Below are 19,221 nucleotides of genomic sequence, written 5' to 3'. Positions count from 1 at the left end.
TAAGCGGTGCACAATCATATGTACCTAGAATGATATGCTGACTGAATACCTATAACTAATTAATAAAACAACGAGTTATACCATGGTGCTACCAACTATCAATTGTGACATTAATTATCCTGAATCTACTTTCCATGACCGCTGGGTAGCAACTCCTTATGGTCGCGTGTTTACTCGTACTTGGGAAGCACCGCATGTGCACTCTGACGTGCCCATTGTTCTGTTTCATGACTCTCTGGGCTGTGTTGATTTATGGCGCAGTTTTCCAGCAGCGCTATGTGCGTCGACCCAACGGCGAGTGATTGCTTATGATCGTCTAGGTTTTGGGCGCTCCGATGCGTGCGTGGCACCGCCACTACTGAGCTTTATCGACGATGAACCCTCTACTAGCTTTGCGGCACTTCAGAACGCGTTTCAGCTAACGCGTTTTATTGCGCTGGGGCATAGTGTCGGCGGTTGTATGGCGGTGCACTGTGCAGGGCAGTATGCAGAGCAGTGCCAAGGAGTGATTACCATTGCAGCGCAGGCGTTAAACGAACCACGCACGCGACACGGTATTGAAGAGGCACGGGCCGTGTTTCAAATGCCGGAACAATTTGCCAAATTAGAAAAGTATCACGGCGATAAAGCTCGTTGGGTACTGAATGGCTGGATAGACACGTGGTTGCATCCAGCGTTTGAACACTGGTCACTTATTCCCGCACTTAACCGCGTCCATTGCCCAACGCTAGTGCTTCATGGTGAAAAAGATGAGTATGGCTCGCACCGTCAACCAGAATGCATCGCTCGCTATACCAGTGGTGCTGCGCACAGTGAGATACTGCCGGGCGTTGGGCATGTGCCCCACCGTGAAGCGGAAGCAGTGGTTGTTAATTATGTTAGAGAATTTATTGAGCGGCTTGCTCCATGACACGGCCGTTACTTAGGGAAGAGTGAGGAATGCTATGCGCTTGCGAATTTTATCTGACCTTCATTTGGAGTTTTTTGACGGCAACCGTGAATTACCCGAGGTAGAGGCCGATCTCATCATCTTGGCAGGCGATATTCATCAGAGAACGGAAGGGCTTGCCTGGGCTAGGCAACGGTTTCCAGAAATGCCTATTTTATATGTGCCGGGAAATCATGAGTTTTATGGTACCTGTATGCCGTTACTGCGTGAGGAGCTAGCAATAGAAGCCGAACGACTAGGCATTGAACTCATGGATAACCGTGCCGTTACTCTCAATGGAGTGCGTTTTTATGGCACTACGCTGTGGACTGACTTTGCGCTGTACGCTGATGATCCAACCAAGGATCCAGTGGAGACAGTATCCAAAGCGTTGCGTGTAATGCCCGACTTTAAAATCGTTCAGACCTCGCCTGGGGTAACGTTTTCACCGCTGGCGAGCCAACAGTTACACGCTGAAGCGCTAGCATGGCTTGAAAGTGAGCTGGCTTTACCGTTTGAAGGCCCGAAGGTGGTGGTCAGTCATCATGCCCCGCTGCGCGACTGCATCCCTGGCCAATACCAGGGCGATGTACTTTCGCCTGCGTTTGCTTCCCACCTTCCTCATTTAATGGGCAAGATGGATCTATGGGTGCATGGTCATGTTCATGAGCCGGTGGATACTTTGTGTAACGGCACGCGCATCATCGCTAATCCAGGCGGTTATCCCTATGAGTTCTCTCCAGCTCTTTTTGAGCCGAGTTTGGTGGTTGAGGTTGATTTATAGGCCAATGAACTATCCTTCAATAAACCCTTTCGCTCTTGGATCCTGCATATAAGCAACGTTGAGTCGCCGCCAGGGCGTTGGTTGATGATCGGCAAAGAATAAATGCCCTGGCGACAGGGTAACTTTCCAGTCATCAGCCAGTTCACTCAATCTTTCAGATGTTATCGCTGCCGGTGGCTTTGCCCACACAAACATCCCGCCGGTAGGCTCGGTATAAACATCCCAACTGGCACGTTTGAGCATCGCAAGCGCCATAGACATGTGGTTGGAAAGCCTAGCACTTAGCCGCTCCGTCAGCTTTCGGTAGCTACCGTTTTGAAGCATGGTGGTAATGACTTGCTCAGCAAAGCGCGAAGAAGAAATGCTGGTCAGCATTTTGATATCGACAATGCGCTGCACTATTGAAGAAGGGGCCGCGATATAACCAACGCGCAGAGAAGAGGAGAGGCTTTTTGAAAAGCTGCCCAGATAAATAACTCGGCTGAGGCCATCTAACGCGGCTAAGCGAGTGCTTGGTGTATGTTGAAAGTCTGCGTATATATCATCTTCTATCAGTTTGAAATCGTACTGCCCGGCTAATTGTAATAAGCGATGCGCAATGGTGGGCGTTAGCGTTCCCCCTGTGGGGTTTTGAAAAACGCTGTTGGTATAAAAAAGTGTCGGCCGATGCTCTGCAAGTAATTCTTCTAAGCGTTCAAGATCAGGACCGTCGGCTAAGCGAGGTACGCCGATAACACGAACACGTTGCAGATGTAGCAGGCCAAATAGGTTGTAATAGCCTGGTGATTCCACGAAGACAACGTCTCCGGGTTCGAGAAGCAAGCGCACCAATAAATCTAGCGAATGACTGCTGCCGCTGGTGGTGACAATTTGCTGAGGATTTGTCGAGATCGCTAAAAGCCGAAGTCGCTCTTGTATTAAGTGCCGTAACGCCGTGGGGCCTTGGGGGGTACTGTATTCAAAAATGTCCGCGCGATTTATGCGCGCAACTTGGCGGATCGCATAGGTTAAATCATCGCTCTCCCGCCAATGACTGGGTAACCAACCACATCCAAGGGGCAGGGCAGTCTCATCCGCACTAAAAAGCCCCCAAAGCCCGTTGGTCACTTCCTGCAGTGGGCTGGAAACTGTTTGGTGCTCGCTTGGTGGACTATCGGCAACAAAAAATCCTGCCCCCGGTTTTGAGCGGACCAACCCTGCCGCGATTAAACGCTCGTAAGCCTCAATGGCCGCATTGCGGCTAACGTGATGTGTTGCAGCTAAATAGCGAATGGAGGGTAGGCGGCTGCCATTACCAGGTTTGTTTTGTTTAATCCAAGTGCTGATCGCCTCTTCAAGTTGCTGTGCAATAGGCGTATTGGCATGCCGATCAACTTTTAACTTCATATATAGTCCTGCTGGATCAACTGTTCATTAAAAAACCGGAACAGTGCCTCAATAATAGTGGCCCAGTGTATCTTACCCCGCTTGAATAAGCGTGCGAGCTTTATGGTTCTTTTAGCAATCTCAAGTGAGTTAATGCATGAACCAGTACAGCGCAGCCCGCCTTGCTTTCGGACTATGTATGATCACCACGGCCGTTAATTTGCAGGCACCGCTATATGGTGCGTTGGCAGCGCAAGGCGGGGTTGGTGTTGGTGCCACGACAATTGCTTTTGCCTGTTACGTAGCAGGGGTGATGCCTGTATTGCTGGGGCTTAATGGCTTGGCCGAGCGGGTAGGTTACAAAGCCATCATTGTCACTGCGTTACTGCTTAATATGCTGGCCACTTCCCTGATGCTAATAGCGCCTGGCATCGTAATGCTTGGCGTGGCGCGTTTTCTGCTTGGGGTGGGGACCGCGCTGGCATCCGCGGTAGCACCAGCTTATATGCAACAATTATGGCAAGGCGATGATAAGCAAGCTTCTACCAGTTACGTCACGATTAGCAGCGCGCTTGGGTTCGGTTTAGGGGCAGCGGTGACCAGCGTTTTTATCGTTACTACGCCTAGCTTAACGCCCCCCAGTTTGTGGTTATATCTATGCATTAGCGCTTTCGCATTAATAGGCGTGTTGACGTTGCGAAAAATCATGCCCAGTGGGCCGAAAGGCAGCATGTTACGTTTGCCCAGTTACCCAAAAGGGGCTATTCGATTTGGCTTTGCGATTTTAATTGCCTGGGCCACGGTGGGGTTGGTAATTGCCATATTGCCTTCCGCATTAGACCAGCATGGTTTAAGCGTTTGGAGTGGTTTCGCTGTTTTCGGTATTTGCAGCTGTGGCGTGTTATTTCAACCCTGGGCCAGAAAGTTGTCGTCATATCGGTCTACGTTATTGGGGCTTGCGATTCTGCCACCGGCTTATGGACTGATTGCTTGGGGAGCTATCGCGGGCCACTTACCCATATTACTACTAGGCACGATCATGGCTAGCAGCGCCTGTTACGGCTTTATTTATCTGGGTGGATTAAGTGGCGTGTTATCCGTGGCTGGCCCATCTTCTACCCAAGCGAGCGCTGGATATTTTCTAATGGCCTACATTGGTTTCAGTATTCCTGTGGTCACAACGGGAGTGCTTATAGATGCCCTAGGGCATAGCGCGGCATTAACGCTTTTTGGAGTTGCCTTACTTGGGGGAGTTGTCACAACACTCTGGTTAGTTATTCAGAATCAACGAGAGTACCGCCCAGTGCTAATGGATTAGGCTGGCTGCGTGGCTCTTGAAGTAAATTGCTGACGAAAAATTCAGTGGCGTTTTATATGCTGAGACTATTTAACAATAGTTGAAAGTTGCCGGCGTTAAGGCTTTGGTAGAGTCAGCAATTAGGGGAACTTAAACCAACAAAGATATTGCAACACAAACGTAAGCGTTGGTTATCCCCAAAACAGCACTGATAACAATACTGATAAAAACAACGCAGCAATGGAGCGCCACTAATGAGTGATACTAAGTTCGCCCAACAGGGTATGTCTTTTCGTGAAAGTGTCGAGCACATGGTGGATCACGCTATCGATATCATGGAGCTGGAAGAGGGCATTGGAAACGCTCTGAAGGTATGCCAGAGCGTAGTGCAGGTATCATTTCCGATTGATATCGACGGCAAGATTGAAATGTTTACGGGCTGGCGAGCCACGCATAGTGATCACCGTCTGCCCTCAAAAGGCGGTATTCGTTTTGCGATGATGGTCGACCAGGACGAAGTCGAGGCGTTGGCAGCGCTGATGACCTATAAGTGCGCGATTGTCGACGTACCGTTTGGTGGTTCAAAGGGCGGGCTGATCATTGATCCGAGCAAGTACACTCAAAAACAGCTGGAAGCCATTACGCGGCGTTTTGCGCGCGAGCTGATCAACAAGGGGTATCTAAGCCCTGCCACCAACGTACCTGCTCCCGATATGGGCACCGGACCGCGTGAAATGGGCTGGATGGTAGATACCTACCGCCAGATGTTCCCTAATGATATCAACTACATGGGGGCGTTAACCGGTAAGCCGGTTGAACATGGTGGTGTGCGTGGACGTAACGAGGCGACCGGGCGCGGGGTGCAGTATGCGTTGCGCGAACTTTTCCGCCACCCAGAAGAAATCAAGCGTTGTGGTCTGTCTGGCAGCTTGGCTGGCAAGCGGATTGTGGTGCAGGGATTAGGTAATGTGGGCTTCCACGCTGCGCACTTTCTACAGACCGAAGATGGCAGCCGGATTACCGCTATCATCGAGCGTGATGGGGCCTTGGTTAATGACGATGGCTTGGATGTTAAGGCGGTACGTGAGTATATCGCTGAGACCGGTGGGGTTAAGGGATATCCGCATGCAGAGTACCGAGAAGATGGTAACAAGGTGCTGGAGCTTGAGTGCGATATTCTTATACCGGCGGCCCTGGAAGGTGTTATCACTGCCAAAAATGCGCCCTATATTCAGGCGCCGCTTATCGCTGAAGCGGCCAACGGCCCTATTACCTATGAAGCAGATAAAATTCTTCAAGAGCGGGGTGTCGAGATTATCCCCGATGCATACTGCAACGCCGGCGGCGTGGTGGTTTCCTATTTCGAGTGGATTCGTAACTTAAATCACGTTCGCTTTGGAAGGCTCGATAAGCGCTTCCATGAAGCTCGTGGTCAGCACATTATTAAGGCGATTGAAGAGTCAACGGGCCATAAAGTACCAGATCATCTGGCTGACGAGCTAGCTCGCGGTGCCGATGAGTTTGATCTAGTACGTTCTGGTTTGGACGACACCATGCGTTTGGCGCTACAAGAGATCATTCGCACCCGTAATGAAAACCCGAAAGTTAACGACTACCGCATGGCGGCTTATCTGATTGCCATCGAGAAAGTTGCCCGCCACTATCGCGATATCGGTGTTTAATACAACGCTGCTATTGCTAGCTCAGCTGTAATGCAGTGGTGCATAAGCCATCCCTCATGTGTGTCATGAGGGATGGCTGAGTGTCTTAGCGATGACTTCCTTCCAGCTGCGCCATTAAATAGCCATACATTGCATCTGCGGCGGGTGAAAGGCTTTGACGTGCTCGCCTTAATACACCAATTCGGCGCTCCAAGTGTGGGGTGGCGAGTGGAATAAAGCGCAGCCGCTGATGTTCTTCCTGAAACGCTAACCGGGGCAGGGTGGTTACACCTATACCCGCTTCCAGCATGGCAGTCAGCGAAATCATGTTGGAAATATACAGCGTGCTATGGGCTAAAAGCTCTGCTGCTGGTGACCCTTCAAGCAGGCGCGAGGTGCCGTTACGAATGAGTGTATACGGCTTTAAAGCGCGCCAATGCAGTGCATCTTTCTGAGCCAGTGGGTGGTCGTCACGACACACCACGCCAATATCATCGTGGAGTAGCGCATCAAAGCGGAGGGTGTCATCGGGTAGCCATAAGCTAGTGATGCCGAGCTCTACCTCGCCTTTCAGAACCATCTCATTGACTCGCTCGGAGTGGCCGTCCTGTAGGCTGATATCAATACCGGGGTAAGCCTCCAGAAATCCGGCTAATAGAGCGGGCATAAGACGGCTGGCGACCGAGGGTACAGCGGCAATATCAACGCGGCCACGCTGCTGGCGAGCAATGGCCAGCGCATCGCGACATACTCGGTCGTGATGCGCTACCAATTCGCGAAAACGTGGTTCGCACCAACGGCCAAAGGGCGTTAACAGGGCTTTGCCGCCGCCTTTTTCAAAGATCGGCTGGCCAAGGCGCTCTTCAAGGTCACGCACGGCCATAGAAATGGCTGGCTGACTGCGATGCAACTGCTTAGCTGCGGCGTGAAAGCCACCCGAATCAAGAATCGCCAGTACATAGCGTAAAGGTGCCAGTTTCAATTCGGGGAGCATGGTCGGTGTTTCATCTCGCTATAGTGGCAAGCTGCAATGGTAAGTTTTGCTGATCATTTTATCTGAATTATTGATTATCCTTATCTTCCCGCCTTCTCTAGCATGTCGTCAACAACCCGTATCAACGACATTAAGAGAGAGGTCGCTATGTCATCCCTCCACGCGCTCTATATCAACGGCCAGTGGGTCGATGGCGAAAGCCATATCACCAACGTCAATCCCTCGGATCTTGCTGATGTGATTGGTGACTATGCCCAGGCGAGTGTTGCCCAGGTTAACGAGGCAATCAATGCAGCTCGCAGTGGTCAGCGGGAGTGGGCCAAGAGCGGTTTGGAACAGCGCTATGGCGTGCTGATGGCAATCGGGGATGAGTTAATGGCGCGAAAGGAAGAGCTTGGCTGCCTGCTATCCCGTGAAGAAGGCAAGCCGCTGGCTGAAGGTATAGGCGAAGTGGCGCGTTCGGCGCAGTTTTTTCACTATTACGCCGCTGAAGTGCTGCGCCAGATTGATGAGCGGGTAGAGTCAGTCCGTCCTGGCGTTGAAGTTGATACACGCCGCGAGCCGGTAGGCGTGGTGGGCATTATCAGCCCGTGGAACTTCCCCATGGCTACCGCGGTGTGGAAGATCGCCCCAGCACTGGCCTTTGGTAATGCGGTTATTTTTAAGCCTGCCAATCTAGTACCGGCCAGCGCTTGGGCGCTGACCGAAATCATCAGTCGTCAAGCACTGCCAGCGGGTTCCTTCAACCTACTGATGGGGAGTGGTGGTCGTGTTGGCGAGGCGCTGATCACAAGCCCAGTTATTAATGCGCTGACCTTTACCGGGTCGCTGGAAGTGGGGCGCCGGGTGGCGGCGGCTACCGCCGGTAATCTGGTCAAGTGTCAGTTGGAAATGGGCTCCAAGAACGCCCTGATTGTTGCTGAAGATGCCGATCTGGATCTAGCGGTGGAAGCGGCGTTTAACGGTGCCTATTCCGGTACGGGACAGAAGTGCACAGCGTCTTCACGGCTGATTGTTCATGAAACCATTCACGATGCGTTTGTGGACAAGCTGACTGCGCGGCTAGCGAAAGCCAAAGTCGGGCCAGCCCTGGAAGAAGGTGTGCAGATTGGGCCCGTCGCTGATGCCCGTCAGTTGGAGTCCAATCTTCATTGGATTGAACGTGGTAAAGCTGATGGCGCCAAACTGGTCTTTGGCGGTGAGCGGGTAAGTTGCGCCAGCCAAGGCTTCTTTATGGCCCCCACGCTGTTTGTGGAGACCACTAATGAGATGGCCATCAACCGCGAAGAGGTCTTCGGCCCAATAGCCTGTGTGATCAAGGTCGCCGATATGGACGAGGCGATCGCTACCCTGAATGACACTAATTTCGGCCTAACCGCAGGCATTATTACTGACTCATTGGCGCTGGCGACTCGCTTCAAAGCCGAAGCCGAGACCGGCTGTGTGATGGTCAACCTGCCCACCGCTGGCACCGATTATCACGTGCCGTTCGGCGGACGGAAGGACTCCAGTTTCGGCCCCCGTGAGCAGGGGCGCTATGCACGTGAGTTTTATACCGTAGTCAAGACTTGCTACGTGAAAGCGTGAGGAGCGGCGCATGTCTAAACAGGTGCTGACCGTTGATGGACTGCAGTATTCCAACTGGTCTCGAGAGATTTTTGAGCAGATGCGCGAGGGTGGTGTGGATGCCGTCCATGCCACTCTGGTGTATCACGAAACCTTGCGCGAAACCCTAACCCGCATCGGCGAATGGAACCGCCGTTTTGAAGCCCATGGCGATTTGATTATGCCGGTGCATGCCCCGAGCGATATTTTGCGCGCTCAGCAGGCAGGCAAAGTGGGCATATTCTTTGGCGCTCAAAACTGCTCGCCGATCGAAGATGATATCGACATGGTGGCGGTGCTGCGCCAGTTGGGCCTTTTGATTATGCAGCTCACCTATAACAACCAAAGCTTGCTGGCGTGTGGTTGTTATGAAAGTGAAGACAGCGGTATTACCCGCTTTGGCCGCCAGGTGATTCGCGAGATGAACCGGGTCGGTATGGTGATTGATATGTCTCATAGCAGCGAACGCTCGACGCTTGAGGCTATCGAGATTTCCGAGCGCCCGGTAATTATCTCTCACGCAAACCCGAGCTTTTTCCACGCCGCCAAGCGTAATAAGTCTGACAAAGTGCTTCATGCAATTGCTGAAAGCGATGGTCTGCTGGGCTTTTCGGCTTATCCGTTCCACCTGAAGAACGGCCCGGACTGCACTCTGGAAGATTACTGCGACATGATTGCCCGCACCGTAGACATGATGGGGATTGAACACGTCGGCCTGGGAACAGACTTGTGCCAAAACCAGCCGACCACGGTGCTGGAATGGATGCGTAACGGTCGCTGGTCGAAAGAGATGGATTACGGTGAAGGCAGTGCCAACAACGCAGGCTGGCCCCAGCCGCTAGCTTGGTTACGCGATAGCCGCGATTTCCCCAACCTGATTATTGGGCTGCGTACCAAAGGATTTGGCGACGAGGAGATTGCTCGCATTATGGGGCGCAACTGGGTCGAACTGTTAGAGCGAACGACCATGTTAACGACCTAACCGGCCAATTTATCACGCCACACCGGCTGCATTGATCACTATCAACACTTACCACCAACAATAATCAATAACGAGGTTCCCCCCATGAACTCACCCAAAGACACAGGCCCTGCCCATGGGCTTGCTAAGTTCGGCGACCCGGTGGTACTCGGGCTTAGCGGCGGTTTTGTAATTCTTTTCGTGGTGCTTTCGTTAATCAATCTCGAGGGAGTCGCTGGGGCTATTTCAGCTGGTTTTGCCTGGACAGCGGCTGTGCTGGGTTCGTATTTCCAACTGCTATTGCTACTGACGTTCTTTATTGCCATTGGCTTGGCAATTTCGCCAGCAGCCAGCGCTAAGGTGGGTGGTCTGGATACGCCCGAGCTGAGCACCTTTAAATGGCTTTCTATCATTATGTGCACCCTGCTGGCGGGCGGCGGCGTATTTTTTGCTGCAGGAGAACCGGTGTATCACTTCGTGGTTACACCGCCCGCCTTCGACACTGAAGCTGGTACGGTGGAAGCCATTGCCGGTGCGCTAGCGCAGTCATTTATGCACTGGGGCTTTCTGGCCTGGGCGGTACTTGGCTCGCTGACGGCTATTGTGTTGGCTTACTGGCACTATGACCGCGGCCTACCACTTCAGCCACGTACCTTGCTTTACCCAGTGCTGGGCGAGCGGTTGATGCGTAGCTGGGTCGGTGGTGTCGTAGATGCCTGCTGTGTCATTGCCGTAGTCGCAGGCACCGTTGGCCCCATTGGCTTTCTGGCGACCCAGGTCAGTTTTGGCCTGCATGAGCTGTTTGGGTTGAGTTCAGGTTATGGCACCCAGTTGGCCATTCTGTTGGTACTGGGCACTGTCTATGTCACTTCTGCCGCGACCGGTATCCATCGTGGTATTCAGCTGCTCAGCCGTTTCAATGTGTTTCTGGCCCTTGCAATCGCTGCCGTGATCTTTGTATTTGGCCCAACGCTGTTCTTTACCAATGCTTACCTGCAAGGCTTTGGTGTCTACATCAGCTCCTTTTTCGCCATGGCGACCATGACCTCGGAAACTGCGCCGGCTTGGTGGATGCAGTGGTGGACTGTGTTCTTTTTCGCTTGGTTTATTGGTTACGGCCCACTAATGGCGATTTTCGTGGCACGTATTTCCCGTGGTCGCACTATTCGTCAGATGATTCTAGCAGTGGCGGTTATGGCGCCCATTGCGACTACCGTCTGGTTTACTCTGCTGGGTGGTGCCGGTATCCACTATCAGCTAACCGGAGCGATTGACTTGGCCGAGGCGCTCAATAACTTCCAGTTTGATGTGGCCACCTTGACGGTTGCACAGGCGCTACCGGGTGGCACCCTAATGGCTCTGGCAATTTTGCTATTAACGACCATCTTTGTGGCTACCACGGGTGACTCGATGAGCTACGCGATTGCTGTGGTTTGTACTGGTCATGATGAGCCACACACAGCTGTGCGCATTTTTTGGGGGATCACTATGTCGTTGATGGCCGCGATCCTGCTTTACATGGGCTCCGGTCAAATCGGTGTTCTGCAGCAATTTATCGTGATTACCGCAATTCCCGTTTCGCTGGTGCTGTTGCCATCTCTGTGGTTAGGGCCAAAAGCGGCCTATGCCATGGCACGTGAACAGGGACTGACGACGCGCAAGAAGGTGATCGTTAATGAGTAACCGAGACTGGGTGCTGGCGCCACTCGCGCCCCTGAATCTTCGCCCCGCTGATGAAGTGATGCGCTTGGAGCGTCTGGGCAGCTTGCATGCTTGCCGACTGAGTTTTGTGCGTTCCCTGATGCGTCAGATGGGGCGTCAGCGTTGGCAAATAAGCAGGGTGCGTTTTGATCTTGATGAAAATGGCTATGGCACTGCCGTTTATCGCCTCCAGACTCCCTATGGGCGTTACCACGGCGTTATGTTTGCCCAGGCGCTTGACGATGAGCGCCGCTCCGACCGCGTTATTGCTGACGCTTGGGACGTCACGTTTGGCTTAGTGGAAGGTGACGTAGATGACAGTTTGCTGGAACAAATGGCCGCCAATGTGCCCTTGCAGGAAGCAGGGCGTCAACATCCTCGGGTGCTGGTGCTGTCCCGCGCCAACAAGAGTTTGCGTAACTTTGCCCACTTTGTAGAAGCGTTAGGCAATGGTCAGCAGCCGGACCCGCAGTGGTTAACTCGGGTGGGCTATCTCTATCGCACCACGGCGGTTTACGGCAATGGTAAGTTTGGTCTCGCTGACTTCGCTCGCTTGCATGGAAACCCTGACTTCCGTCGGCCATTCTCGGTGCAGATGGCCGGCGTCTATTTGTTGCGGCATTTCTCGATTGAACAAGTGGAGCATCTGGCACGCAGTCAATCCCCTGAAACGGCTTGCGGGCTAGCCATCGAGTTGCGCCGCTATTTGGGGATAGGGAACTCAACTGGTCTAGGGATGGCTCCCTTTCTAATTAACCATCCGCAGCTGATTGCCCAGTGGGTCACCCAGCGTGAAACCGCATTGGCGTTGGCACAGCGTCAGGCGCCTAGCGAAGAAGAGCGAGCGCGCTTGATTGCGCTGACCAAACGTGCCCAGCAGCATTTGGCAGAAACCGTAACCGAGGATGCTGAGCAGCGCGAGCGCAACGTCGCAACCGTGGCCGCATTACCAGATGTGTTGAGCTGGTTGGAAAGTGTACCGTTGGAAGAGAACCTATGGGCTCAGTTAGTGGCGTGGAGCGAGCGCACTCTGTCGCTAGAAGCTCAGGAGCTCATCAATACGCTGTTGATCGAGCTGTACCCTGAGCAGGTTGACCCGCTGGAAGAGCAGATGGGGGTTAATGAAAACCTCGACCTTGAGCCGGATATGCCATTGATGCGTCTGCGCCAGCTAATTGAAACGCACTACGGTTGGGCACTTTCCCATGATTATACCAGCGATGAGGGTGCGTATTGGTTCTGGTACCGGTCGGCTGAAAAAGAGGAGCCGCGCCTAGGCGTGCGCGATGAGGAGCCTGGCGCTGAAAAGGAGGTGCCCATTGCCATGGGGCCACGTGTCGCCCACAGCCACGCAGCGATTTGTGAGTTTTTAGAGGATACACCGCGGGCCAAAGTGGTCGATTTTCTACTCGCCAAGCCACGGCATAAGGAAATTATTCGCCGCGTGCAAACCCTAGTAAAAGCCACTTACGGCGATATTCATGCCAATCTGTGGCATCGGGAAATGAAGCCGATGCATCTGCTGCGCACTAAGCTGGCGTTTTTTGGTGCTAGCCGCTTCGACCCCAAATCAGATCGCTGGGTGCGTATTACGCTGTTCCAAGGAGCGCCGTTGGTGGAAGAACTCAACGCCGAGCCGGAAGATCTCAGTCACTTCGATGATTGGAGTTTTCCGCTACAGCCACAGCTGGAAAAGGGCTGCGTGGCACCCGCTGGGCTATCTCCTCAGGGTGATCAATCTCCACAGGGCGAGCGGCCGCCATTACAACAGTCGTCATTCCAGCAACAGCGAACTGCTAAAGGGGGAGTGTCGCTATGAAAGTCTCCTTTAATGAGCTGCAAGGTCTGTGCAGAAAAGCGTTTACTGGGATTGGATTTGAAGACGGTGATGCCGCCGATGCCGCGGATATGGTGGCGTGGATGCAGTGTCATGGTTTCAACGCAATTGATCAGCTCAACCGCGGGCTAGATTTCCTGCTTGAAGAAGACCCTGAGTCGTTACCCAAGGTGATTTATCAGGACGGTGACCTAGCCGTACTGGATGGCCATGGCCAAAGCGTGCTGCGCAGTATTAGCTTGGCGACTGAATTGGGTTTTGCTAAGGCGCGTGCCCGTGGGCTTTCGGTGGTCAAAATTCGCCGCTGCCATAACCGCCAACTCATCATGGGCTATCTTTCACGCCTCGCCGGGCGTGGTATCAATATTACTGCCTTCTGGCGCAATGCTCAGGAGCCGCTCACCGAGCAGGTGGTGGGCTTTCGCGCAGGCCACTCCACGCCAGAAGTGCGTATCTATTCGGTGCGCGATGTTCCGGAAGAAAACGAACCCAACGACGGCATCACTCTGGTGATGGCCAACCACGTTGAGCTACTGCCTTCCCTGGGTGAAGACCACGATCTGGACCTGCTAGCACGCCATTCTGAGTCCGATTTAATGGCCTGCCGCGAGCGCTCGCTTCAGGAAGGCATTGAGGTAGATGATGCGATCTGGGCGCGTCTGAAAGCGCTGGCGCATCGCATCCTGGTGGAGTCTTCTGAGTCTTCCCGAGGCGGTGCTGGTGCAGGTGTCAACGATAACGATTGATAGATCAATGAGAGCATTGTCATGATTCAACCGGTAAAAACTGATCTCTATGCGGCCAAAGCTCCACTCGAATGGGCCGTGGTCGGCAATGGCATCTTATTCACCGCACAAATTCCCATCGGCGGCGATGGTGCCGTGGTAGAAGGCGGTATCGAAGCACAAACGCGCCAGACGCTAGATAATCTGCAACATACTCTGGAAAGCGCCGGCGCGGGTATGCAGCAACTGACTCAGGTATTGATTTACGTGACGCAACGCGAGGATTTGGCCACGGTTAATTGCGTCTATGCGGAATATGTCACCGCGCCTTACCCTAACCGGGCCGCCATTATTGTGTCTGGTTTTGCGCGAGAAGAAATGTTGGTAGAGATGGTGGCTTATGCTGCTGTCTCAGCGGTGCCATAGATGAAAATGTGGTTCATCTTCAAAGCGGCCCACGGGCCGCTTTTTTAGTGGTGCGCGATTAAGCGTGTTTCTTCACTAGCTGCCCGCAGGAAGGCGCTGCCCAGCGATCATCTTCGGTGAAGACCACATCGCAGACAACCGGTGAGTAAACGAGGCGCACTTCTTCATCAATTTGCTGGCGTAGGACATCTTGATGGGCAAGCGTAGACTCATGAAATGCTTTGGGTAGCACCACATGAACCATGATATACAGCAGGCGGCCAGGGCGTACCATGCGAACCCGCACTTCCTGGGTATCGATATCTGCAAGACCACGAGCAACCGCCTGGCGCACTGGCTCGGCGATTGTTTCGTCGGGCGTTTTATTGAGCAGCTCGCGCAGAGCCTGGGAGGCCATACGCACCGGTACGCCAAGGCATAGCAACACCACGGCCATCACCAGAAGTGAATCGACATAAGGTACGATTCCCCGCCAGTCTAGGCGCTCAAACAGCATCACCAGGCAGAACGCCGCTAACACGGCAGCTGAGATAATACTGTTTACCAACCAGTTGAGTTTGTCAGCAGCCACTAGCGGGCTACTAACGTGGCGCTGGCTGCGGTGCATTACCCAAGCGGTGAGTGAGCAAGCGGCGGTGGCAAACAGTGCGTAGATAACCGCAAGCCCCGCTGAGATCTCCCGCCCACCTGTCAGTAGCGCAGCGATAGCGTCTACTAACGCAAAGATGGAAACGCCTAATATCAATAAACCTTTGCATAGATTTACTAAAGACTCGAAGTAGCTGTAGCCAAATGGGTAGGACTCGCTATCGGGTCGGCTGGCTAGCTTACTGACCTTGATGGTGACCAGCGCTACGCTAAAGTAGATAAGGTTAAATAACCCATCCAGCAAAATAGCCTGGGAGTTAGACGCCAACGTCGCAGTGATTCCTGCACAGCCAATCAGCAGTGCCATGAAAGCGGAAAATGCTAAGGTGCTGGACTCTTTTTTCACGAACTGTTGCTCCGAGATTGCCTAGCTAAGAGGCTGGCAAGCATAGCAATATCAGTGGCCGCAATGTCAGTGATTTGTTTACCCTGAGCCTATAGAAATAGCCTCTGATCGACCAACTTAGCACCCAGGGAGAAACGTGCTTATGCGTCACGCTAAGGATATAGCTTTTCAGCTCATTGCCCAGCAAGACGCTGCTGAACTGCTTCAGTTTGAGGTAGCCGAGCGGGTATGGTTTGAGCAGCATATAGAGGCCAGAGCGGAACACTTCTACACGCCTGAAGGTATTCGCCAGCATATTAATGAGTGCTTGGCGTTAAATGCCCGAGGACGTATGAGACCGCTTATTATCCAACATCGAGGTGCGATAGTTGGGCGCGCCAACCTACGTGAGATAGAGAATGGTTACGCTAAGGTGGGGTATCGGATAGCCCAACATGCGAGTGGTAATGGGCTGGCGCAAAAGGCATTGAACCATCTTATTAGCGAAGCTCGTTGCATTTACCAAATTAATACGCTCACGGCGACTGTTTCTTTAGACAATCACGCTTCACAGCGGGTACTGAAAAAAGCTGGGTTCGAAGTAATGGAAAAGCTACCTGAGTATTCGGTAGCAGCAGGGCGGAAGCTTGACTGCGTGGTGATGCAAAAAACAGATGTGTAGTGTTTAGAAACAAATGTATTGTTGTGAGATAGGGCTTTAGCTTTGGTTCGACACTTCGACGATGATTCAACTGATTTACCTAGTTATAGCAAGGGTGGCTACGCCGCCATCGCCCGCTAAAAGCGGCCTCCTACATTGGATGATGAGCCTTGAGTGCCTGAATAAAATTAAGTGGGCACTGATCATGGGCAGCCACTGATTTAATGAGACCTGAATCCTCGCAAACGTATGCATAAGTACTTAATGGTCTGCCCTGGGATAGGTTGAAGCCTGCACCAGGGACAGGAATGCCTACGAAGTTAATGAAAATAGCGCTGGCATTTTTTCCGCTTCTTTTTGAATGTTGTCGTCGACCGGTGTGTCGTAAGTCTTGAGCAGGTAGCCCAACACCGAATAGAACCCTACCATAGCAATCAGGTCGATAACGGCCTTACGTCCGATGGCGTCTGCTAACTCTGCTTCTTGCTCAGTGGACAGCATTCGCTGGTCAAACAATGCATCCACCGCGTCGACGATAAGACCATCAACGCCTTCGGGGCGAGTTCGAATGGCATCGATCCGAGTCGTGGAGAACCCGAGAGCGAGCGCCCGGCTAACATGATGAGCCCATTCGTAGCGTGACCCCATGCGCAAGCCCGCGCGTAGAATCACCACCTCGGTTAATTCTGGCCCTAAGGCATTTTCCTTAACAACATGCTGGCGCAAAGGTGCCCAGGCTTTGAGTAAATCCGGGTGATGAGCCATGGTGCGATAGACATTGAGAGCACCGGCAAAGTCTTCGCGTAATTCAGCGATTTCGTTTGGCCAATCGGCATCAGCAATAGGCGGACAGGGAGAGGGCGTCATGGGTGAGCTCCATTCAGATAGGGTGCGTGACATCACTCGGCGATGGCGGCGTTGATGGCGTCGGCAATGCGCTCAATGATTAGGTCGACATCATCGGCTTCAATAATATAGGGCGGTGCCAGCAGGATATGGTCACCGTGAATGCCATCAATCGTGCCGCCCATAGGGTAGCTGATTAGCCCACGAGCCATGGCTTGTCGCTTAATCTTGGCGTGAATTTTTCGGCTCGGGTCGAAAGGTGTTTTAGTGTCCCGGTCCGCCACCAGCTCGATACCGCGAAACAGCCCTCTTCCCCGGATGTCGCCGACATAAGGGGATGCACCGAGAACGGCTTCCAAACCGCTTTGTAATCTCGCGCCCATGGCGTTTACATTGGCAAGTGTCTCGGGGCGCGCAATGATTTCAACCACTTTGTTAGCAGTTGCCGCGGCAACAGGGTGGCCGATGTAAGTATGCCCGTGTTGGAACAGGCCAGAACCGTTGGCGAAGCTGTCGTAAATTTTGCCGGACAGCATCACCGCGCCGATCGGCTGATAACCCCCGCCCAAGCCTTTGGCTATGGTGACGATATCCGGTGTGACGTCGTCTTGCTCGCAGGCGAAGACAGTGCCGGTGCGACCCATGCCGCACATCACTTCGTCGAGGATCAATAGCACGCCATATTTGTCGCATATCGCACGCACACGTTTAAAGTAATCAGCGACAGAGGCGACAGCACCGAGGGTGGCGCCTACGACGGGTTCGGCAACGAACGCCATCACTTCTTCAGGGCCAAGTTCCAGAATTTTTGCTTCGAGTTCGTCGGCAAGCCGAATAGCGTACGCCTCAGGCGACTCATCGGGGCCTTTCTCGCGATAGGCATAGCAGGGGGATACATGATGAGTTTCTGGCAGAATGGGCTGAAACTGCTTACGCCGCATCGCATTGCCACCGGTTGCCAACGCACCAATCGTGTTGCCATGGTAACTCTGGCGCCTGGCAATGATGTGCCTACGCTGTGGGGCGCCAATTTCCACGAAGTACTGCCGTGCCATCTTCAGCGCCGCTTCAACGGCCTCTGATCCGCCTGACACCAGATAGACGTAATTCAAGCCTTCAGGTGCTAAGTTGACGAGCTTCTCGGCAAGTGCTTCGGCAGCATCGGTGGTGAAAAACGAGGTGTGTGCGTAGCAGAGGTTATCAATTTGAGCGCGCATCGCCGCCAGCACTTCCGGATGGGCGTGACCAACGCTGGTGACCGCAGCGCCACCCGAGGCATCTAAGTATCGGCGCCCAGCAGTGTCTGTAATGTAGACGCCTTGCGCCGACGCGGCATGAGGGAGTGTTGGGCCGATACTGCGATGAAGAATACGAGTCATGGAAGCTGTTCCTTATGGTCACCAAGCGATGTGAGCACGCCATGATGAGGAGATTGGCACAACCTCATTAACAAATGCAACAATTGAATCATTATGTTTGATGTTAAAACATGTAGATCATTGTTTTTTTAGAACAGTAACGTTTAAATCGGCTGCCGTTTTAACAAGCCGTATAAGAGGCAACACGCATGCCGCAGCGCGACCCTTTAAGGGAACAGATTATCGCCCAGTACGATGCCATGTCGCCGCAGCTTCAGCAGGCTGCCCGCTACGTGCTGGAACACCCGGATGAGGTGGCACTGGTTTCTATGCGCGAGCTGGCGCGCCATGCGGCGGTGCAGCCTGCCACCATGACGCGTCTTGCAAAGTTCCTGGGGAAGCAAGGATATGATGATATCCGCGAGCATTATGTGGCAGCGCTGCGGCGGGGAAGTGATGGCTTTGCCGCTAAGGTTCGCCAGCGAAACGAGGGGGCTAGAGCCTCGGCCAACGGCAATATCGCCGCGCATATGCTGCATGGGCTGAGTGCTCAGATTACTCGGCTCTGTGAGCCTGACTCACTGCAACGGTTGGAAGCCATCGCTAACACGCTGAAATCAGCAAGAAAAGTGTATGTGCTAGGCTTGCGTTCATGTCACTCCGTGGCGTGGCATTTCCATTACGTCATGTCACTGCTGGGGGAGCGCTCGGTCCACTTAGATGGACCGGCGGGAACCGGCGGCGATGCGCTAATTCGTGCCACGCCCGAAGATGCCTTGCTGGTTGTCTCCGTCAAACCTTACGCAGTAGCGACACTGGAACTGACGCAGTTGGCAAAAGACAAGGGGCTGACGATTCTGTCGATCACCGATAGTGAAGTATCGCCACTGGTAGGGATGTCAAAGCAGACGATTTTTTGCCCCACGGAAAGCGACAGCTTTTTCCATACGTTAACGCCCGCCTTAGCCATCTCCGAAGTACTGTGCACCTTATTGGCAGAAGATGATCGGTCACAGGCACTCGATGCGTTGCAGCGGGCAGATGAGCATTTTTTGAGCTTGAATACCTACGCGAGCGCTATTCCTCGACGGGAGTGACG

Annotated in this window: 17 protein-coding genes; 12 read left to right on the top strand and 5 right to left on the bottom strand. The window is 53.2% G+C overall.

The features are described 5' to 3' along the window. Positions 1-82 precede the first annotated feature (82 nt). The gene (locus tag L1X57_RS01465; RefSeq protein ID WP_009722316.1) at positions 83-910 is read left to right on the top strand and encodes an alpha/beta fold hydrolase; all 828 of its coding nucleotides are present in this window, start codon (positions 83-85) and stop codon (positions 908-910) included. Positions 911-944: 34 nt separating this feature from the next. Further along, positions 945-1,712, top strand: coding sequence for a metallophosphoesterase (locus tag L1X57_RS01460; RefSeq protein ID WP_009722317.1), 768 nt, complete (start codon positions 945-947; stop codon positions 1,710-1,712). Positions 1,713-1,721: 9 nt separating this feature from the next. Here the strand turns inward: L1X57_RS01460 and L1X57_RS01455 are convergent, their stop codons facing one another. Beyond that, the gene (locus L1X57_RS01455) at positions 1,722-3,098 is read right to left on the bottom strand and encodes an aminotransferase-like domain-containing protein (protein WP_009722318.1); all 1,377 of its coding nucleotides are present in this window, start codon (positions 3,096-3,098) and stop codon (positions 1,722-1,724) included. 136 nt (positions 3,099-3,234) lie between these two features. Here L1X57_RS01455 and L1X57_RS01450 point away from each other — a divergent pair, with 136 nt between their 5' ends. Continuing rightward, a complete protein-coding gene (locus tag L1X57_RS01450; protein ID WP_009722319.1) occupies positions 3,235-4,395 on the top strand; it encodes an MFS transporter in 1,161 nt (386 codons plus the stop codon). Between the two features lie 233 nt (positions 4,396-4,628). Beyond that, the gene (locus L1X57_RS01445; RefSeq protein WP_009722320.1) at positions 4,629-6,056 is read left to right on the top strand and encodes a Glu/Leu/Phe/Val family dehydrogenase; all 1,428 of its coding nucleotides are present in this window, start codon (positions 4,629-4,631) and stop codon (positions 6,054-6,056) included. A gap of 85 nt (positions 6,057-6,141) precedes the next feature. On the opposite strand, the gene L1X57_RS01440 is transcribed toward L1X57_RS01445, so the two are convergent. After that, positions 6,142-7,029: a LysR family transcriptional regulator gene (locus L1X57_RS01440; protein ID WP_009722321.1), complete on the bottom strand. Its 888-nt coding sequence runs from the start codon at positions 7,027-7,029 to the stop codon at positions 6,142-6,144. A 147-nt stretch (positions 7,030-7,176) separates the two neighbouring features. Here L1X57_RS01440 and L1X57_RS01435 point away from each other — a divergent pair, with 147 nt between their 5' ends. The 6 genes from L1X57_RS01435 to L1X57_RS01410 all read left to right on the top strand — a co-directional run bounded on the left by L1X57_RS01435 (position 7,177) and on the right by L1X57_RS01410 (position 14,284). Then, on the top strand, positions 7,177-8,616 hold the full coding sequence (locus tag L1X57_RS01435) for an aldehyde dehydrogenase family protein (RefSeq protein WP_009722322.1): 1,440 nt from the start codon (positions 7,177-7,179) through the stop codon (positions 8,614-8,616). Positions 8,617-8,626: 10 nt separating this feature from the next. Next, complete coding sequence (locus tag L1X57_RS01430) at positions 8,627-9,616, top strand: dipeptidase (protein WP_009722323.1); 990 nt, start codon at positions 8,627-8,629, stop codon at positions 9,614-9,616. A gap of 84 nt (positions 9,617-9,700) precedes the next feature. Next, positions 9,701-11,278 (top strand): BCCT family transporter, encoded by a 1,578-nt coding sequence (locus L1X57_RS01425; protein ID WP_083001585.1) that lies wholly within the window; start codon positions 9,701-9,703, stop codon positions 11,276-11,278. Further along, positions 11,271-13,115 carry a hypothetical protein gene (locus L1X57_RS01420; protein ID WP_009722326.1) on the top strand — a complete coding sequence of 615 codons (1,845 nt, stop codon included), beginning with the start codon at positions 11,271-11,273 and terminating at the stop codon, positions 13,113-13,115. The genes L1X57_RS01425 and L1X57_RS01420 overlap by 8 nt, the downstream gene beginning before the upstream one ends. Continuing rightward, positions 13,112-13,879, top strand: a complete 768-nt coding sequence (locus L1X57_RS01415) for a DUF3726 domain-containing protein (RefSeq protein ID WP_009722327.1) — start codon at positions 13,112-13,114, stop codon at positions 13,877-13,879. The genes L1X57_RS01420 and L1X57_RS01415 overlap by 4 nt, the downstream gene beginning before the upstream one ends. Positions 13,880-13,900: 21 nt before the next feature. Further along, a complete protein-coding gene (locus L1X57_RS01410) occupies positions 13,901-14,284 on the top strand; it encodes a RidA family protein (RefSeq protein WP_009722328.1) in 384 nt (127 codons plus the stop codon). A 58-nt stretch (positions 14,285-14,342) separates the two neighbouring features. Here L1X57_RS01410 and L1X57_RS01405 read toward each other — a convergent pair whose 3' ends face one another. Beyond that, positions 14,343-15,278 carry a cation diffusion facilitator family transporter gene (locus L1X57_RS01405; RefSeq protein ID WP_009722329.1) on the bottom strand — a complete coding sequence of 312 codons (936 nt, stop codon included), beginning with the start codon at positions 15,276-15,278 and terminating at the stop codon, positions 14,343-14,345. A gap of 142 nt (positions 15,279-15,420) precedes the next feature. Between L1X57_RS01405 and L1X57_RS01400 the strand changes: the two genes are divergently transcribed. Continuing rightward, positions 15,421-15,939, top strand: a complete 519-nt coding sequence (locus L1X57_RS01400; protein ID WP_009722330.1) for a GNAT family N-acetyltransferase — start codon at positions 15,421-15,423, stop codon at positions 15,937-15,939. Positions 15,940-16,230: 291 nt separating this feature from the next. Here L1X57_RS01400 and L1X57_RS01395 read toward each other — a convergent pair whose 3' ends face one another. Both L1X57_RS01395 and L1X57_RS01390 read right to left on the bottom strand, forming a co-directional pair. Beyond that, positions 16,231-16,785, bottom strand: coding sequence for a carboxymuconolactone decarboxylase family protein (locus L1X57_RS01395; RefSeq protein WP_009722331.1), 555 nt, complete (start codon positions 16,783-16,785; stop codon positions 16,231-16,233). A 32-nt stretch (positions 16,786-16,817) separates the two neighbouring features. Then, positions 16,818-18,143, bottom strand: coding sequence for an aspartate aminotransferase family protein (locus tag L1X57_RS01390; RefSeq protein ID WP_009722332.1), 1,326 nt, complete (start codon positions 18,141-18,143; stop codon positions 16,818-16,820). 188 nt (positions 18,144-18,331) lie between these two features. Between L1X57_RS01390 and L1X57_RS01385 the strand changes: the two genes are divergently transcribed. Beyond that, on the top strand, positions 18,332-19,219 hold the full coding sequence (locus L1X57_RS01385; RefSeq protein WP_009722333.1) for a MurR/RpiR family transcriptional regulator: 888 nt from the start codon (positions 18,332-18,334) through the stop codon (positions 19,217-19,219). Positions 19,220-19,221: the final 2 nt, after the last annotated feature.

It is taken from the genome of Halomonas sp. TD01 (assembly GCF_923868895.1).
Lineage (GTDB): Bacteria > Pseudomonadota > Gammaproteobacteria > Pseudomonadales > Halomonadaceae > Vreelandella.
Note: the sequence above shows the minus strand (reverse complement) of the source record. Positions and strands in the feature narration are given on the sequence as shown.

Coding starts and splice junctions, on each gene's coding strand:
- L1X57_RS01465 (WP_009722316.1), top strand. CDS start 83: ATGGTGCTACCAACTATCAATTGTGACATTAATTATCCTGAATCTACT.
- L1X57_RS01460 (WP_009722317.1), top strand. CDS start 945: ATGCGCTTGCGAATTTTATCTGACCTTCATTTGGAGTTTTTTGACGGC.
- L1X57_RS01455 (WP_009722318.1), bottom strand. CDS start 3,098: ATGAAGTTAAAAGTTGATCGGCATGCCAATACGCCTATTGCACAGCAA.
- L1X57_RS01450 (WP_009722319.1), top strand. CDS start 3,235: ATGAACCAGTACAGCGCAGCCCGCCTTGCTTTCGGACTATGTATGATC.
- L1X57_RS01445 (WP_009722320.1), top strand. CDS start 4,629: ATGAGTGATACTAAGTTCGCCCAACAGGGTATGTCTTTTCGTGAAAGT.
- L1X57_RS01440 (WP_009722321.1), bottom strand. CDS start 7,029: ATGCTCCCCGAATTGAAACTGGCACCTTTACGCTATGTACTGGCGATT.
- L1X57_RS01435 (WP_009722322.1), top strand. CDS start 7,177: ATGTCATCCCTCCACGCGCTCTATATCAACGGCCAGTGGGTCGATGGC.
- L1X57_RS01430 (WP_009722323.1), top strand. CDS start 8,627: ATGTCTAAACAGGTGCTGACCGTTGATGGACTGCAGTATTCCAACTGG.
- L1X57_RS01425 (WP_083001585.1), top strand. CDS start 9,701: ATGAACTCACCCAAAGACACAGGCCCTGCCCATGGGCTTGCTAAGTTC.
- L1X57_RS01420 (WP_009722326.1), top strand. CDS start 11,271: ATGAGTAACCGAGACTGGGTGCTGGCGCCACTCGCGCCCCTGAATCTT.
- L1X57_RS01415 (WP_009722327.1), top strand. CDS start 13,112: ATGAAAGTCTCCTTTAATGAGCTGCAAGGTCTGTGCAGAAAAGCGTTT.
- L1X57_RS01410 (WP_009722328.1), top strand. CDS start 13,901: ATGATTCAACCGGTAAAAACTGATCTCTATGCGGCCAAAGCTCCACTC.
- L1X57_RS01400 (WP_009722330.1), top strand. CDS start 15,421: ATGCGTCACGCTAAGGATATAGCTTTTCAGCTCATTGCCCAGCAAGAC.
- L1X57_RS01395 (WP_009722331.1), bottom strand. CDS start 16,785: ATGACGCCCTCTCCCTGTCCGCCTATTGCTGATGCCGATTGGCCAAAC.
- L1X57_RS01390 (WP_009722332.1), bottom strand. CDS start 18,143: ATGACTCGTATTCTTCATCGCAGTATCGGCCCAACACTCCCTCATGCC.
- L1X57_RS01385 (WP_009722333.1), top strand. CDS start 18,332: ATGCCGCAGCGCGACCCTTTAAGGGAACAGATTATCGCCCAGTACGAT.